Raw genomic sequence first — 14,994 nt, 5'->3', positions numbered from 1 at the left:
CCATGGCCGTCACGACCGACATCCTGAAGACATGGCGGCGCCCCGGCGCCGTCTTCCGCCCGCGGCTGGCACAGGCAACCGAACCGGGCGCGCTGGCGGTGCTGATGGGCGCCTGTTTCCTGATCTTCGTCAGCCAGTGGCCGGCCCTGTCGCGGCAGGCCTATCTGGCGCAGATCGCGGCCGAACAGGTGGGCACGCCGCCTGATCAGGTGCCGCAATTGCAGGCGCTGATCGGGATCAATCTCTTCGTGCTGATGTTCATGGCGCCGCTGATCTTCTATGCGATCGCATGGCTGTCGGGCGTGGTGCTGCGGGCCTTTGGTCGTCCTGTTGCCCCGCTGGGCGCCCGGATGGCGCTGTTCTGGGCGCTGCTGGCCACAGCGCCGCTGATGCTGTTCCAGGGGCTGATTGCGGGCTTCGTCGGGCCGGGCCCGGCGCTGACGGTGGTCGGGTTTCTGGTGCTGCTGGCCTTTCTGTGGCTGTGGCAGCGCCTTTTGCGTGAGGCGATGGCATGACCTGGTTTCTTGCCCTTCTGCGGCTGACACTGACCTCTCCGCGTGCGGGCCTGCGGGCGGTCCTGTCCCGCGACCTGCCGCCGGGCACCGGGCTGATGGGGCTGGCGCTGATTGCCGTTCTGTCCTCGCTGGCCTTGCACGCCATGGGTGGGCTTTCGCCCGCGCCCGAGGTTGCGGTTGCCCCCTCCGGACCGGAGGAGGCGCTGTATGAAACCCTGCTGGGCACGCCTTTCACCACCGCGCTGGTGCAATTCGTGCTGTTCATCGTCATGGCCGTGCTGGCCCTTGTGATCGGCCGTTGGCGTGGCGGCACCGGCACCGCGGATCAGGCGTTTCTGGCCATGGCCTGGCTGGAGGCGGCGATGTTCACCGTGCAGATCGCGCTTCTTCTGCTGATGGCGGTGCTGCTCTTGCTGGTTCCGCCGCTGTTCGTGCTGGTGGGCAGCCTGTCCGGGCCGGTTCTGGTGGGCATGTTCTTCTGGTATCTCGCCAGTTTCATCGCGGAACTGCATGGCTTCCGTTCGGTCCCGCGGGTGTTGTTGGCGGTGATCCTGACGCTGATCCTGGCCAGCTTTCTGCTTTCTCCCATCCTTGTGGCCCTGATCGGGCCGGAGGCGCTGCATGTATGACGTGGAAAAGATCCGCGCGGATTTCCCGATCCTGTCGCGGCAGGTGAACGGGCGGCCGCTGGTCTATCTGGACAACGGCGCCAGCGCGCAAAAGCCGCAGGCGGTGATCGACGCGATCACCCAAGGCTATGCGATGGAATATGCCAATGTGCATCGCGGGTTGCATTACCTCTCCAACCTTGCGACCGAGAAATATGAGGCGGTGCGCGGCAAGGTGGCGCGATTCCTGAATGCGCCTTCGGAGGAGGAGATCGTCTTCACCTCTGGCACGACCGAGGCGATCAACCTGATTTCCTATGCCTGGGCCGCGCCGCGGTTCCAGCCGGGGGATGAGATCGTGCTCAGCCTCTTGGAACATCACGCGAATATCGTGCCCTGGCACTTCCTGCGCGAACGGCAAGGGGTGGTGCTGAAATGGGTGGACTGCGACGCCAATGGTGATCTGGACCCGCAGGCCGTGATCGACGCCATCGGCCCGAAGACCCGGCTGGTGGCAGTGACCCAGATGTCGAACGTCACCGGCACCGTGGTCGATGTGGCCGCGATCTGCGCGGGCGCCCGGGCCAAGGGCGTGCCGGTTCTGGTCGATGGCAGCCAGTCCGCGGTGCATATGCCGGTGGATGTGCAGGCCATGGGCTGCGATTTCTTTGCCATCACCGGCCACAAGCTTTATGGCCCCTCCGGCTCGGGCGCGATCTACATTGCCCGTGACCGCATGGCCGAGATGCGCCCTTTCCTCGGCGGCGGCGACATGATCCGCGACGTGTTCCGCGACACCGTCACCTATGCCGATCCGCCGATGAAGTTCGAGGCGGGCACCCCGGGCATCGTCAACCAGATCGGCCTTGGCGTGGCGCTGGATTATATGACCGGGCTGGGCATGGCGAATATCGCCGCGCATGAGCGCCGCCTGCGCGATTACGCCCGCGCGCGGCTGGACGGTCTGAACTGGCTGAATGTGCAGGGGAATTCGGCGGGGAAGGGGGCGATCTTCTCCTTCACCCTGCAGGGGCAGGCCCATGCGCATGATATTTCCACCGTGCTGGACAAGCGCGGCATCGCCGTCCGGGCAGGCACCCATTGCGCCATGCCGCTGATGCAGCACTTTGGCGTGACGGCCACCTGCCGCGCCTCCTTCGGGCTTTACAACACCGAGGCCGAGGTCGACGCGCTGGTCAGCGCGCTGGAATTCTGTCAGGAGCTTTTCGGCTGAATTCGCCGTTGCAGGCCCGGACGGAAGCCGCTAAGAGCAGGACCACAGCGCACCCGTAGCTCAGCTGGATAGAGTGCTGCCCTCCGAAGGCAGAGGTCACAGGTTCGAATCCTGTCGGGTGCGCCATTTCAGAACAAATCTGAACGCCGGATACAGCCGGAACCGGCCACAAGAGGTGGCAGCGGTTCTGGCTTCGATCTCACGCTGCAAATCATAAATCTTGATGTGCTGTGCAAGCGCATTTGGTTCCGGCGACCGTCATCATCGTCGGGGCGGATGGTTGAGATCCTGCACGGCGCGGGCGGCGGCTCTAAGCGGCGGGATGTTTGTCCGGAAAGGCATCAACGGCGCGACCATCTTGCCCGGAGCGGCAAGGTTCATGCCGGGCCTGCCGATCCTGCGGCTGGGGCTGGCCAGCCGTTCGCGTTGAAGCCGCAGGAAGAGCACTGCCATCAGGGCAGGGATGCGGATCGGCACGATGGTTCAGGCGATCCTGTCGCAGGCCTTTCTCACGGGCAACCCGGATCGTGAGTGGAAGCCTGCCGCCTATGCCGATTGCGCGTAGCCGCCGTTATATCCCTCGCTCTTCCGGCGAATTCTGGAATGTTCCACAACCCTTTCGCGCGCGATGCCGCGAAACTCCTCGATTGAGGAATATCCTTTGCGCTCCATGAAGTCGCCAAGATCGCTTGTCAGTTCCTGGATGAGATTGACGCCGATCCCGCCGCTGCCCTTTTCCTCCATCGCGGCGGTGCAGATCTGCAGGTTCCCGGCACCATGGGCGATGAAGTTGAAGGCCTCGCGGAAGCCTTTGATCCCGCCGATGCCGGAGATCGACCTGTCCGGGAAGGCGCGCGAGATATCCGACACACGCTGCAATGCCTGATGCAGGATCGCCAGCCCGCCCAGCCCGCCCGAGGTGACAAGCCCGTCCACCTCGACCTCGAACTTCAGGGTCTCGGGATCCATCAGCGGCAGCGAGGGGAAGGTGTTGCAGAGCGAGATCGAGGCCGCGCCCGCGTCATAGGCCGCCCGCGCCCCGTCCACCAGCGAGGAGGAGGAGGGCGTCAGCTTCACCCAGATCGGCACATCGACCGCTTCCTTCACCGCCTTCATGATCTGGCGGATGATCTCCTCGTCATTGGCGATATGCGCGCCCATGTCCTTGCGGTCCATATGGGGGCAGGACATGTTCAGTTCGATCGCATCGGATCCGGCATTCACGCAGGCCCGTGCCAGCTTGCGCCAATGGTCCATCTCCTCCTCATTTCCCGCGCCTGCCATGATCGAGGCGATGAGCATGCGGTCGGGATAGGTGGTCTTGATCTCTTCCAGATCGGGCAGCCACAGGTCCAGCGGCTGGTCCGAGATGAGTTCCCAGTTCCACGAGGAGTGGGACACCGTGTCCGGCCGCTTGTAGCGCGAGACATAGGGCTTGGTCTCACTGGCGCGCTGATAGATCGTTTTCGGCCCCGCGACATTCTCCACAGGATGCAGGCCGATCGTCTTGGTCACGACACCGCCCCAGCCCGCCTCGAAGGCCCGCAGGATCTTCTGCTTGCTTTCCGTCGGCGGCGCCGAGGCGAGGACGAACGGATTCACGAATTCAAGGCCAGTGAAGATTGTAGCAAGCTCATATGCCATGGCGCACTCCCGAATGCTTAAGAGACAGGGCCTAATATTTTTACCATGTAGTCAACAATTTTCTCTCCCTCCCGCGATACGCCCGCCGGTCTGGTCAACCTCGGCGGAGTTCTGACTAAAAGATGTGCAAGGTTTCAGCTTTACCTGCGCAGCGGCGGGAACAGGTCACCCCTTTGGTGTTTTCCTCGTTCGGCCGCGGTGTCGGGATCGGCGCCAAGGTGTCCGGCCGTCGCGGATTTGCAGCCTTGAGGGGGAGCCCCAAGAATGCAGCTTGGTGGCCTGATCAGGGCGGCCGGGGACCGGAAAATTCCATGGCAACCTGTCCGGCCCCCCGGTTCGCGGCACATTGATCCGGGGACGCGCGCAGGCCCAAGGCCTGTGACCTCAGAAAGCGTTGGTGATCACATAAAGCGCCGAGACGACCAGCGCATAGCCAAGCGCCGCCACATAGACCAACGCGCCCACAGCGGCGCAGAAGCCAAGGATGATCCACAGCCCGTCCCGCTCCAAGACGCCAAGGCCGATCAGACAGATGGCCGTGGCGGGGGCCAGATTGGCAAAGGGCACCGGCAGGGCCAGCGCGATGGACAGGATCAGGCAGACCGCACCGATCACCCGTTGCGCCGGGGCCGAGGTCAGCGGCCGCAGCCGGATGGACAGAAGACGCTCTGCCCGGGCGAGCCATGGTTCGATCTTGTCCACCAGCGCCGCGAAGACCGGCCGCGCGATGGACCGCCGGGCGATGATCCCCGGCAGCCAGGGCGCCATGCCCAGCATCATCTGCGCCGAGAGGAAGATCAGCGGCAGACCCAGCACCCCCGCCAATCCGGGTGGCGAGGGCAGGATGTTCGGAAAGGCAAAAATCATCAGCAGCGCCCCGAAGGCGCGGCCCTGCATGATCAGGAGGATATCGGCAATGGCCACACGTTCGGCGGCGGGATCATCGGCCAGCTGGCGCAGAAGGCCGGTCAGGCGCAGGGCCGAGTCGCCTTGGCCGGAAGGTCCGGCTTGCAAAGTTGCGGTCATTGCGGTGCGGCGGTCTGCCCCTTCTGGTCCATCGCCGCAATGTGAGGCTTTTCACGGCGGGTGCAAGACCCGTCCTATGGGGACAGGGGGCGCGGGCGGAAATGCCCTTTGTCCGCGGCATCCGCGCCGTCTTGCCCCTCCGGCAACATTGTGCATCCGGGGCAGGGCTTCCGTGCATCCCGGCCTCTTCATTCCGGCCGCGGCTGCGGCTATCTTTAGGTCATGACACGTCCGGTAGCGCAAATGCCCCGTCCTGACACCGCCTCCCACGCGCCGCGCCCGCTGATCGGGATCATCGGCAACGCGCATGAGATCGACGGCCGCTATTCGGTTCATGCCGGCGGCGCGATGAACTCCGAAGCGGTGGCCATGGTGTCGGGGGGCGTGCCCGTCATCATCCCGACCGATCCGCGGCTGGTGGCGGTCGAGGATCTGCTGGCGCTGTGCGACGGGTTCCTGCTGACAGGCGGGCGCCCCAATGTGCATCCCAGCGAATATGGCGAGGAGGAGACCCCCGCCCATGGCGCATTTGACCGCGGGCGCGATGCGATCACCCTGCCGCTGGTCCGGGCCTGCGTCGACCGTGGCCAGCCGTTCCTTGGCATCTGCCGCGGCTTTCAGGAGGTGAACGTGGCCATGGGCGGCACGCTTTACCCCGAAATCCGCGATCTGCCGGGCCGGATGAACCACCGGATGCCGCCCGACGGCACGATCGAGGAGAAATTCGCCCTGCGCCACACGGTGCGCTTTACCGAAGGCGGGGTGTTTCACCGGCTGATGGGCACGCCCGAGGTGATGACGAACACCCTGCACGGGCAGGGCATCGCCCGGCCGGGCAGCCGCATCGTGATTGACGGCCTGGCCCCTGACGGCACGCCCGAGGCGATTTATGTGAAGGACGCGCCCGGCTTTACCCTGTCCGTCCAGTGGCACCCGGAATGGCGCGCGGGCGAAGACCCGGTGTCCCGCCCGCTGTTCGAGGCGTTCGGGCGTGCGGCGGCGGAATGGAAGGCCGCCCGCGGCTAGATTGCCCTCAGATCCCTGCCAGCAGCGCGGCCAGCGCCAGCGCGGCGGGCAGGGCCTGCACGAAAAGCACCCGGCGCGACACGGTGGCCGCGCCATAAAGCCCGGCCACGATCACGCAGGACAGGCCATAGACGGCCATCTGCCAGCCCGGTCCTGACACGCCCGCAACCAGCGCCCAGATCAGGGCCGCGACCAGAAAGCCGTTATACAGCCCCTGATTGGCCGCCAGCACCTTGGTCTGGCTGGCAAAAACCTCGGTCGTGGCAAAGACCCGCCGCCCGGCGGGCGCGGTCCACAGGACCATTTCCAGCACCACGATCCAGATATGGATCGCGGCGACCAGCAGGATCAGGGTAATGGCAACCATGCGCTCGCCTCCTTGCCGCAGCCTTTGCGGCAGGTATAGTTAGCGCCAACACCGGAGGGGGAGCAATGAAACGTTCGCGCATCAATGACATCATGGCGGCCGCGGATGAGATGATCCGCCACCACGGCTTTGCCCTGCCGCCCTTTGCGTACTGGACGCCCGAGGAGTTCCGCGCCCGCGCCGATGTGGCGCGCAACGTGATTTCCGCCCGCTGCGGCTGGGACATCACCGATTACGGCGCGGGCCGGTATGATCAGATGGGGCTGTTCCTGTTCACCCTGCGCAACGGCCGTCTGGCGGACCTCCAGCGCGGTGGTGGCATGTGCTATGCCGAAAAGCTGCTGATCTCGCGGCAGGATCAGCTGTCGCCGATGCACACCCATGTGCTGAAGGCCGAAGATATCATCAACCGCGGTGGCGCCACGCTGGTGATCGAACTGTTCGGCAGCGATGACCACGGCAACTTTGCCGCCGACCGCGGCGGCGTGGTGTTCTGCGACGGGATCGAGCGGCCCTATGGCCCGGGCGAGAAGCTGAAGCTGGCGCCGGGCGAAAGCGTGACGCTGATGCCGGGGGACTGGCATGCCTTCTGGGGCGAAGGCGGCGATGTGTTGATCGGCGAAGTTTCGACCGTGAACGATGACCTGACCGACAACATCTTCCGCGAACCCATCGGCCGCTTTGCCGAGATCGAGGAGGATGTGGCGCCGACGCATCTTCTGGTGTCAGACTATGAGACGTGGCTGGGCTGAAAAGCCACCGCGGGAATGCAAAAGGCCGCCCGGAAGGGCGGCCTTTGTCGTTCATGTCAGGGGCCTCAGTTCGCCGGGCAGACGCCGTTCACCAGCGGCACGGTGCAGGCCGGCGTCGGCGCGGGGGCCAGCGGCGCGGGCGAGACCGGGGCCGGAACCACCGGGGCGGGCGCCACGGGTGCCGGGGCTGCCGCAGGTTCGGCAGGCGCGGGCGCCGGGGTCGCGGGCGCCACCGCGGGGGCCGGAGCCACCGGAGCGGCCGGCGTCACAGGCGCGCCGCCCAGAGCCGGAGGCGGCCCCATCAGCGACAGTTCGGGCGCGGGCACGGCGGCGGGCTTCGGCTCGGCCTTCTTCTTCGGCGCGGGCGGCTTCGGGATCGACAGACCCTTCGGCATCTCTCCCTTCGAGGTCAGGACGATCACCTTTTCGCCACCCTTCACACGCTCGAACAGATCCATCACGTCCTGATTGATCATCCGGAAACAGCCGGACGAGGCATTGCGGCCGATGGATTTCCATTCCGGCGTGCCGTGGATGCGGTAGCCGTAATCCACCCCGTTCGAGGTCAGGTAGATTGCGCGCGCGCCCAGCGGGTTGGTCGGGCCGCCGGGCTGGCCGTTCTCCCACTTCGCCAGTTCCGGCTTGCGGGCGATCATTTCCTTGGGCGGGGTCCAGGTCGGCCAGTGTTTCTTGTTCGAGACGATGGCCTCACCCGACCAGCCAAAGCCTTCGGCGCCCACGGCGATGCCGTAGCGCAGGGCTTTGTCCTTGGTCAGGACATAATAAAGCATCCGCTGTGACGGGTCGATAATGATCGTGCCGGGGGCCTCGTTGGTGGCATAGGCCACTTCCTGACGGCGATAGGCCTCGGGGATCTGTTCGACCGGCAGGGCGGGGACGGTGTAGCTGCCATCGGACCGGGCGGCATAGATCGTCTCATCAATGACGATGGCGGGCTGCTCAGGCGCGGCGGTGCCCGATGTGGCCATCGGGTCGACGCAGGCTGACAGCATCAGCACCGCGGCCAGTGCGGCAAGGGGCGTCTTGACCGCAAGGGTCAGGGAGGCGGGGAGGGGCATTGCTCGGCTCTTTGTTTCCATACCGGGGACAGTGGCCCGGACCGGTTGTCCGGGTGCTGTCGTGGGGCAAATCCGGGCGACCCTAGCCCAAGGGGCGGTTTGCGTCAAACGCAGCAGGGGGCAGGCTGATGACAGGATTGTGAGAATCCGCCTATTCCCGCCTGTCCGGCAGCGGAAACCTTCTCCCTTGCGGCGCTGTCGCAGGGGGCGCTGCCCCCGCCTTCGGCTCCCCCGGGATATTTGGACAAAGTGGAATTGCATTTCCAGCTTGCCCGCATAGCCCCGTGCGGCAGGCATTCACGGATGCGGCGCGGCGGGGGGCGCAAAGAAAAACCCCCGGAGAGATCTCCGGGGGTTTTCAGGGAAGGGCCGGGCCGGATCAGTCCAGCATCGGCAGAAGCTGGTCGATGCTCTTCTTCGCATCGCCGTAGAACATCCGGGTGTTCTCTTTATAGAACAGCGGGTTTTCGATGCCGGAATAGCCGGTGCCCTGACCGCGCTTCGATACGAAGACCTGCTTGGCTTTCCAGACCTCCAGCACGGGCATCCCGGCGATCGGGCTGTTCGGATCTTCCTGTGCGGCGGGGTTCACGATGTCGTTCGAGCCGATGACGATGACCACGTCGGTCGAGGGGAAGTCCTCGTTGATCTCGTCCATTTCGAGGACGATGTCATAGGGGACCTTCGCCTCGGCCAAGAGCACGTTCATATGACCGGGCAGGCGGCCCGCCACCGGGTGGATGGCGAAGCGCACTTCCTTGCCCTTGGCGCGCAGCTTGCGGGTCAGCTCCGACACCGATTGCTGGGCCTGTGCCACCGCCATGCCATAGCCCGGCACGATGATGACAGAGTCGGCATCGTTCAGCGCGGCGGCCACGCCGTCGGCGTCGATGGCCACCTGTTCGCCCGAGATTTCCATCGCCGGGCCGGTGGTACCGCCGAAGCCGCCGAGGATGACCGAGACGAAGGAGCGGTTCATCGCCTTGCACATGATGTAGGAGAGGATCGCGCCCGAAGAGCCCACCAGCGCGCCCACTACGATCAGCAGGTCGTTCGACAGCGAGAAGCCGATGGCCGCCGCCGCCCAGCCGGAATAGCTGTTCAGCATGGAGACCACCACCGGCATGTCGGCGCCGCCGATGCCCATGATCAGGTGATAGCCGATGAAGAGCGCGGCCAGCGTCATACCCAGCAGCGCAAGGGTCGAGCCGGTCTGGAGATAGACCACAAGGAGCGCGACCGAGATCAGCGCCGCGCCCGCGTTCAGCACATGGCCGCCCGGCAGCTTCTTCGCCTTGCCGTCGACCTTTCCGGCCAGCTTGCCGAAGGCGATGACCGATCCGGTGAAGGTGACCGCGCCGATGAAGACGCCGAGGAATGTTTCCACCCGCAGGATGGTGACCTCGACCGGAGTTTTGTGCGCGACGACCGCGGCAAAGCCCGAAAGCGTTGCCCGGGCCGCGTCATCCATGGCGGCGACGCGGATCAGTTCGATATGGGTGTTGAAGCCGATGAAGACCGCGGCAAGGCCGACGAGGCTGTGCATCGCGGCCACCAGTTGCGGCATTTCCGTCATCTGCACGCGCTGTGCGACGACCCAGCCGATGGCGCCGCCCACGGCAACCATCACCAGCGAAATCAGCCAGTTGCCCGCACCGGGGCCGTAAAGCGTGGCCGCCACGGCCAGCGCCATGCCCGCGATGCCATACCAGACCGCGCGCTTGGCGCTTTCCTGACCCGACAATCCGCCCAGCGACTGGATGAAGAGGACAGCCGCGACCACATAGGCCGCCGTCGTGAAACCGTATTCCATTCTGTCCAGCCTCCCTTACGACTTCTGGAACATGGCGAGCATGCGCCGCGTCACCATGAAGCCGCCGAAAATGTTGATCCCGGCCATGAAAACCGAGGCCGCCGCAAGGATCACCACCAGCCAGTTGCCCGAGCCGATCTGCATCAGCGCGCCCAGAATGATGATGGAGGAGATCGCGTTGGTGACCGCCATCAGCGGCGTGTGCAGCGAATGCGAGACGTTCCAGATCACCTGCACGCCGACATAGACCGAGAGCACGAAGACGATGAAGTGCGACATGAAGCTGGCCGGAGCATAAAGGCCCGCCAGCAGGATCAGCGCGCCACCCACCAGCAGCATGCCCACCTGATTGCGGGTCTGCGCCTTGAAGGCCGCCACTTCCTGCGCGCGGCGTTCCTCGGGCGTCAGCTCCTTGGCCTTTTCCTTCGGCTTCTGCGCGGCAATCGCCTGAATCTTCGGCGGCGGCGGCGGCCAGGTGATGTCGTGATCCTTGGTCACCGTGGCGCCGCGGATCACGTCATCCTCCATGTTGTGGAAGATCACGCCATCCTTCTTCGGCGTCAGATCCGTCAGCATGTGGCGGATGTTGTTGGCATAAAGCGTGGACGCCTGCGCGGCCATCCGGCTGGGGAAATCGGTGTAGCCGATGATCGTCACGCCTTCGGGCGTCACGAATTTCTCATCCGGGATGGTCAGGTCGCAGTTGCCGCCGCGTTCGGCCGCAAGGTCCACGATGACCGAGCCGCGCTTCATCATCCGGATCATATCCTCGGTCCAGAGCTTGGGCGCCGGGCGGCCGGGGATGAGGGCGGTGGTGATAACGATGTCGATTTCGGGGGCAAGCTCGCGGAATTTCTTCAGCTGCGCTTCGCGGAATTCGGGCGAGGAGGGGGCCGCATAGCCGCCCGTCGCCGCGCCGTCCTGCGCTGCTTCGGCAAAGTCGAGGTAGACGAATTCCGCGCCCATCGATTCGATCTGTTCGGCCACTTCGGGCCGCACGTCGAAGGCATAGGTGATCGCGCCGAGCGAGACGCTGGCGCCGATGGCGGCCAGACCGGCCACACCCGCGCCCACGATCAGCACTTTGGCGGGGGGCACCTTGCCCGCCGCCGTCACCTGACCGGTGAAGAAACGGGGGAAGTTGTTCGCGGCCTCGATCACCGCGCGGTAGCCCGCGAGGTTCGCCATGGACGACAAAGCGTCCATCTTCTGCGCGCGGCTGATGCGGGGCACCATGTCCATGGCCACAGCGGTTACGCCCTTGGCCTTCGCCTGCTCCAGCAGTTCGGCGCTTTGGGCGGGCCAGAAGAACGAGATCAGCGTCTCGCCCTCATGCAAGAGGTCCAGCTCGGCCGGTTCGGGCGGGCGCACCTTCACGACGACATCCGCCGCCGTCGCCACCGCCGCCGCATCGGGCAGAACCGTGACGCCGGCCGCCTGATAGGCGGCATCGGTGAAGCCCGCCTTCAGCCCTGCACCCGATTCGATCAGGCTTTCATGCCCCAGCTTCGCCAGCTGCACCGCCGAATCGGGAGTCAACGCAACCCGGTTCTCGCCTGAGAATGTTTCCCGTATCGCTCCGATTTTCACCGTGGTTTCCCCCGTTTCCTGCCGTTGACCGCCCGAACCCATACATTTGGCGCAACATTATTTCAACAGCACATTTCTGCACCGCAACATTCTGTCCCGTCGCGCCATGGGTGACGCCACGTCCGTTTCGCGGGCGGACCTTCGTGCCGCTCACGCAAAAGTGCAAGCGGCAACCTGTCTTTCCGGGCATTTTTGAGGCCTGAGCCGAGCCGGCACGCCCCCTGTTTTGCAGATGCTGCAACCGCTATGCTGACGACAAAACGGGGGAGAGAGCCCATGACCACCGATTTCGCCGCGACCAAGCGGCTGTTCGACCTGCCCGCAGGGGTGATCTATCTGGACGGCAATTCGCTGGGCCCCTTGCCCAAGAGCGTGGCCGAACGGGTGGCGCAGACCATTACCGCCGAATGGGGGCAGATGCTGATCCGCGGCTGGAATGCGGCGGGCTGGATGGATCTGCCCGCCCGGGTGGGCGACCGGGTGGCGCGGCTGATCGGCGCCGAACCCGGCAGCGTGGTGATGGGCGACACCCTCTCGATCAAGGTCTATCAGGCCCTGGCCTCGGCGCTGGAGATGGTGCCGGGCCGCGGCGTGATCCTGTCGGATACCGGCAATTTCCCCTCGGACCTGTATATCGCCGATGGGCTCGTGCGCACGCTCGGCCCCGGCCATGCCCTGAGGACGGTGGCACCCGAGGAGGTTCTGGCCGCCATAGATGAGACCGTCGCCGTGGTCATGCTGACCGAAACGGATTACCGCACCGGGCGTCGGCATGACATGGCCGCGGTGGCCGCCCGCGCGCATGAAGTGGGGGCGCTTCTGGTCTGGGATCTGGCGCATTCCGCCGGGGCCTTTCCGGTGCATCTGGCACAGGACGGGGCGGATTTCGCGGTCGGGTGCAGCTATAAATACCTGAACTCCGGCCCCGGCGGCCCGGCCTTCATCTATGTCGCCCCCCGCCATCAGGCCCGCGCGCGGCCCGCGCTGTCGGGCTGGCTGGGGCATGAGGCGCCCTTTGCCTTTGACCTCGACTATCGTCCTGGTCACGGGGTGGAGCGGATGCGGGTGGGCACCCCGCCGATCCTGCAACTCGCCGCGCTGGATGCCGCGCTGGATGTCTGGGAGGGTGTGGACCTTGCAGACCTGCGCGCGGCCTCGCTGGCCTTGCAAGACCGATTCATCGCCGCGGTCGAGGGGGGCTGCCCCGAGCTGCGGCTGGCCACGCCCCGCGCCCATGCCGACCGCGGGTCGCAGGTGTCGTTCCGGCACCCGGAGGGCTATGCCATCATGCAGGCGCTGATCGCCGAAGGGGTGATCGGAGATTTCCGGGCGCCCGATATCCTGCGCTTCGGGTTCACGCCGCTGTACATCGACCGGCTGGATGTGGACCGGGCGGCGGAGATCCTTGTGCGGATCCTGAAGACGGGGTCCTGGGACCGGCCGGAGTTCAAGGCGCGCGCCAGGGTCACCTGAGGGCGGCCCCCGCCGCGCCGCCGGGGGTTTCACACCCCCGGACCCCCGTGGGATATTTGGACCAAGATAAAGGGGGCAGAGGACCGCGGGGCCTAGCGCGGCGCCACGCCCCAGGCTTCGGCCGTCAGGCTCAGAGAGCGGCGACGGGCGTCCTTATCCCAGACTTCCGACATCAGGATGATTTCATCCGCGCCGGTCTCTGCCTGCAATTTCGTCAAGCCATCCTTCATCTGCTCCGGGCTGCCGACCACGGCGCAGGCCAGCATGCGTTCCACCTGCATGCGTTCGCGCGGGGTCCAGACCGCGTCGATGTCGTCCACCGGCGGTGGCGACAGGCGGCGGTCGTTCCTTATGATACCCAGAAATCCCATCTGCGTGGTGGTGAACAGCCGCCGCGCCTCGGCCTCGGTGGGGGCGCAGACGGCATGGGCGCCGATCGCCGCATAAGGTTTGTCCAGATGGCGCGAGGGTTTGAAGCGCGAGCGGTAGATATGCAGCGCCTCATGCAGGAAATCCGGGGCGAAATGGCTGGCGAAGGCATAGGGCAGGCCCAGTTCCGCCGCCAGCATGGCGCCGAAATTGGAAGAGCCGAGGATCCAGAACGCCACTTCCGCCCCGGCGGCGGGAAAGGCGCGGATGCGGCCGGGTTCGTCATCGGGTTCGAACCAATGCATCAGCTCCATCACATCCTGCGGGAAATCCTCGGCCCGCTGATGGGTGGTGCGGATCGCCCGCAGGGTCGCCTGATCGGTGCCGGGCGCGCGGCCGAGGCCAAGGTCGACGCGGCCCGGGAACAGGCGCGCCAGCGTCCCGTATTGTTCGGCGATGATATAGGGCGAATGGTTCGGCAGCATCACCCCGCCCGAGCCGAGGCGGATGCCGCGGGTGCCCTGACCGGCATGGGCCAGCACGGTGGAAGTGGCCGCCGAGGCGATGCCTTCCATATTGTGATGCTCGGCCACCCAATAGCGGGTGAAGCCCAGATCATCGGCCAGCCGGGCGGTGTCCTGCGCCTCGGCCAGGGCATCGGCCGCATCGCGGCCCTGACGGACCCGGACCAGATCGAGAAGGGAAAGCGGAACAGCGGCAGTCATGGTCATCCTTGCGGAAGCGTGGCCTGCACCCGCCATGCCAGAAGGACCGAGGCGAGGACGCAGCCGGTGAAGAGATACAGCCCCCAGGCCGTCTGGACGGTGACCAGCCCGGCCCCCTTCACGACCACGATGTAAAGCGCGATCAGGAAGACATCGGCCATGGCCAGCTTGCCCAGAGCCTGCAGCGCGGGAAGCACTTTGGGGGACATAAGCCCGAATTGCACAAGCGCAAGGCCGATGGTCTTGGCATAGGGGGCAAAGACCGCAAGGAAGGTGACCAGCAGCGCCAGCGCGGCATCGGTCTGCCACAGCGATTGCAGCCCTGTCACCACCGAGATTTCGTCCATCCCGAAGACCGGCAGCACGGCGGCACGGATCAGCGGCGCGAACCATGCCACGGGAAACAGGATCAGCAGGATGAGGTTCAGCACGCGCATGGCGGGATGGGTGACAGGGCCGCCGGGCGGGGTCAAGCGGCCTAGGGCGGGCAGGGGGGCATCATCCTTGCGCCCTCAGTCCGGACGGGATCGGACTTGTTTGATCGGCGCGGCCTCTGTCATGCGCCGGGCACAGGGTGAGTCGGCGGCAGAGGCCCGCAGTCCACCCGCGGCCCGCGGGGCACTCCCTCCGCCGGGCCCGGTGCCGAAAAGGGCCGCGCGGCCAGTGCGCGCGGGCAGCGGCAGTCGCAAAACGCGGCATCGGGCCAAGCCCGGGGCATCGGACGGCCCGCGCGCGGGCTGTGCCGTCTTTGGCTGCGCCTTTCCGGTCCCTGC

The 14,994-nt window shown here is 65.9% G+C and carries 15 protein-coding genes and 1 tRNA gene; 7 read left to right on the top strand and 9 right to left on the bottom strand.

Annotated features, from left to right (window positions below; all coding sequences use genetic code 11):
* Positions 1-2: 2 nt before the first annotated feature.
* The 4 genes from ACO2Q5_RS19640 (at position 3) to ACO2Q5_RS19625 (ending at position 2,483) form a co-directional block, all read left to right on the top strand.
* Entirely contained in the window at positions 3-515 is a 513-nt protein-coding gene (locus tag ACO2Q5_RS19640) for a YIP1 family protein (RefSeq protein WP_423294185.1), read from the top strand.
* Entirely contained in the window at positions 512-1,144 is a 633-nt protein-coding gene (locus ACO2Q5_RS19635; RefSeq protein ID WP_423294183.1) for a YIP1 family protein, read from the top strand. Before ACO2Q5_RS19640 ends, ACO2Q5_RS19635 begins: the two co-directional genes overlap by 4 nt.
* Positions 1,137-2,357, top strand: a complete 1,221-nt coding sequence (locus ACO2Q5_RS19630; protein WP_423294181.1) for a cysteine desulfurase — start codon at positions 1,137-1,139, stop codon at positions 2,355-2,357. The genes ACO2Q5_RS19635 and ACO2Q5_RS19630 overlap by 8 nt, the downstream gene beginning before the upstream one ends.
* 49 nt (positions 2,358-2,406) lie before the next feature.
* Positions 2,407-2,483, top strand: a tRNA-Arg gene (locus tag ACO2Q5_RS19625).
* A 135-nt stretch (positions 2,484-2,618) separates the two neighbouring features.
* Here ACO2Q5_RS19625 and ACO2Q5_RS19620 read toward each other — a convergent pair.
* From ACO2Q5_RS19620 to ACO2Q5_RS19610, 3 genes are all read right to left on the bottom strand, one after another.
* The gene (locus ACO2Q5_RS19620) at positions 2,619-2,834 is read right to left on the bottom strand and encodes a hypothetical protein (protein ID WP_423294179.1); all 216 of its coding nucleotides are present in this window, start codon (positions 2,832-2,834) and stop codon (positions 2,619-2,621) included.
* Positions 2,835-2,903: 69 nt separating this feature from the next.
* Positions 2,904-4,001: a tRNA-dihydrouridine synthase gene (locus ACO2Q5_RS19615; RefSeq protein WP_423294177.1), complete on the bottom strand. Its 1,098-nt coding sequence runs from the start codon at positions 3,999-4,001 to the stop codon at positions 2,904-2,906.
* A gap of 384 nt (positions 4,002-4,385) precedes the next feature.
* The gene (locus ACO2Q5_RS19610) at positions 4,386-5,027 is read right to left on the bottom strand and encodes an exopolysaccharide biosynthesis protein (RefSeq protein WP_423294175.1); all 642 of its coding nucleotides are present in this window, start codon (positions 5,025-5,027) and stop codon (positions 4,386-4,388) included.
* 243 nt (positions 5,028-5,270) lie between these two features.
* Here ACO2Q5_RS19610 and ACO2Q5_RS19605 point away from each other — a divergent pair, with 243 nt between their 5' ends.
* Positions 5,271-6,053 (top strand): gamma-glutamyl-gamma-aminobutyrate hydrolase family protein, encoded by a 783-nt coding sequence (locus ACO2Q5_RS19605; protein ID WP_423294173.1) that lies wholly within the window; start codon positions 5,271-5,273, stop codon positions 6,051-6,053.
* A 7-nt stretch (positions 6,054-6,060) separates the two neighbouring features.
* Here the strand turns inward: ACO2Q5_RS19605 and ACO2Q5_RS19600 are convergent, their stop codons facing one another.
* Positions 6,061-6,420: a DUF1304 domain-containing protein gene (locus ACO2Q5_RS19600; RefSeq protein WP_423294171.1), complete on the bottom strand. Its 360-nt coding sequence runs from the start codon at positions 6,418-6,420 to the stop codon at positions 6,061-6,063.
* A gap of 65 nt (positions 6,421-6,485) precedes the next feature.
* On the opposite strand from ACO2Q5_RS19600, the gene ACO2Q5_RS19595 reads away from it, so the two are divergent.
* A complete protein-coding gene (locus ACO2Q5_RS19595) occupies positions 6,486-7,172 on the top strand; it encodes a D-lyxose/D-mannose family sugar isomerase (RefSeq protein ID WP_423294169.1) in 687 nt (228 codons plus the stop codon).
* Positions 7,173-7,237: 65 nt separating this feature from the next.
* Here ACO2Q5_RS19595 and ACO2Q5_RS19590 read toward each other — a convergent pair whose 3' ends face one another.
* The 3 genes from ACO2Q5_RS19590 to ACO2Q5_RS19580 form a co-directional block, all read right to left on the bottom strand.
* Entirely contained in the window at positions 7,238-8,251 is a 1,014-nt protein-coding gene (locus tag ACO2Q5_RS19590) for a L,D-transpeptidase (RefSeq protein WP_423294167.1), read from the bottom strand.
* Between the two features lie 379 nt (positions 8,252-8,630).
* Positions 8,631-10,064, bottom strand: a complete 1,434-nt coding sequence (locus ACO2Q5_RS19585) for an NAD(P)(+) transhydrogenase (Re/Si-specific) subunit beta (protein WP_423294165.1) — start codon at positions 10,062-10,064, stop codon at positions 8,631-8,633.
* Between the two features lie 15 nt (positions 10,065-10,079).
* Positions 10,080-11,654, bottom strand: a complete 1,575-nt coding sequence (locus tag ACO2Q5_RS19580; RefSeq protein ID WP_423294163.1) for a Re/Si-specific NAD(P)(+) transhydrogenase subunit alpha — start codon at positions 11,652-11,654, stop codon at positions 10,080-10,082.
* A gap of 276 nt (positions 11,655-11,930) precedes the next feature.
* Here ACO2Q5_RS19580 and kynU point away from each other — a divergent pair, with 276 nt between their 5' ends.
* Complete coding sequence (gene kynU / locus ACO2Q5_RS19575; protein ID WP_423294161.1) at positions 11,931-13,127, top strand: kynureninase; 1,197 nt, start codon at positions 11,931-11,933, stop codon at positions 13,125-13,127.
* A 92-nt stretch (positions 13,128-13,219) separates the two neighbouring features.
* On the opposite strand, the gene ACO2Q5_RS19570 is transcribed toward kynU, so the two are convergent.
* Together ACO2Q5_RS19570 and ACO2Q5_RS19565 are read right to left on the bottom strand one after the other, a co-directional pair.
* Complete coding sequence (locus ACO2Q5_RS19570) at positions 13,220-14,221, bottom strand: LLM class flavin-dependent oxidoreductase (protein ID WP_423294159.1); 1,002 nt, start codon at positions 14,219-14,221, stop codon at positions 13,220-13,222.
* A gap of 2 nt (positions 14,222-14,223) precedes the next feature.
* Positions 14,224-14,658 carry a paraquat-inducible protein A gene (locus tag ACO2Q5_RS19565; RefSeq protein ID WP_423294279.1) on the bottom strand — a complete coding sequence of 145 codons (435 nt, stop codon included), beginning with the start codon at positions 14,656-14,658 and terminating at the stop codon, positions 14,224-14,226.
* Positions 14,659-14,994 lie beyond the last annotated feature (336 nt).

The organism is Neotabrizicola sp. VNH66 (genome assembly GCF_049445895.1).
Lineage (GTDB): Bacteria > Pseudomonadota > Alphaproteobacteria > Rhodobacterales > Rhodobacteraceae > Pseudogemmobacter.
Note: the sequence above shows the minus strand (reverse complement) of the source record. Positions and strands in the feature narration are given on the sequence as shown.

Coding starts and splice junctions, on each gene's coding strand:
- ACO2Q5_RS19640 (WP_423294185.1), top strand. CDS start 3: ATGGCCGTCACGACCGACATCCTGAAGACATGGCGGCGCCCCGGCGCC.
- ACO2Q5_RS19635 (WP_423294183.1), top strand. CDS start 512: ATGACCTGGTTTCTTGCCCTTCTGCGGCTGACACTGACCTCTCCGCGT.
- ACO2Q5_RS19630 (WP_423294181.1), top strand. CDS start 1,137: ATGTATGACGTGGAAAAGATCCGCGCGGATTTCCCGATCCTGTCGCGG.
- ACO2Q5_RS19615 (WP_423294177.1), bottom strand. CDS start 4,001: ATGGCATATGAGCTTGCTACAATCTTCACTGGCCTTGAATTCGTGAAT.
- ACO2Q5_RS19610 (WP_423294175.1), bottom strand. CDS start 5,027: ATGACCGCAACTTTGCAAGCCGGACCTTCCGGCCAAGGCGACTCGGCC.
- ACO2Q5_RS19605 (WP_423294173.1), top strand. CDS start 5,271: ATGCCCCGTCCTGACACCGCCTCCCACGCGCCGCGCCCGCTGATCGGG.
- ACO2Q5_RS19600 (WP_423294171.1), bottom strand. CDS start 6,420: ATGGTTGCCATTACCCTGATCCTGCTGGTCGCCGCGATCCATATCTGG.
- ACO2Q5_RS19595 (WP_423294169.1), top strand. CDS start 6,486: ATGAAACGTTCGCGCATCAATGACATCATGGCGGCCGCGGATGAGATG.
- ACO2Q5_RS19590 (WP_423294167.1), bottom strand. CDS start 8,251: ATGCCCCTCCCCGCCTCCCTGACCCTTGCGGTCAAGACGCCCCTTGCC.
- ACO2Q5_RS19585 (WP_423294165.1), bottom strand. CDS start 10,064: ATGGAATACGGTTTCACGACGGCGGCCTATGTGGTCGCGGCTGTCCTC.
- kynU (WP_423294161.1), top strand. CDS start 11,931: ATGACCACCGATTTCGCCGCGACCAAGCGGCTGTTCGACCTGCCCGCA.
- ACO2Q5_RS19570 (WP_423294159.1), bottom strand. CDS start 14,221: ATGACTGCCGCTGTTCCGCTTTCCCTTCTCGATCTGGTCCGGGTCCGT.
- ACO2Q5_RS19565 (WP_423294279.1), bottom strand. CDS start 14,658: ATGCGCGTGCTGAACCTCATCCTGCTGATCCTGTTTCCCGTGGCATGG.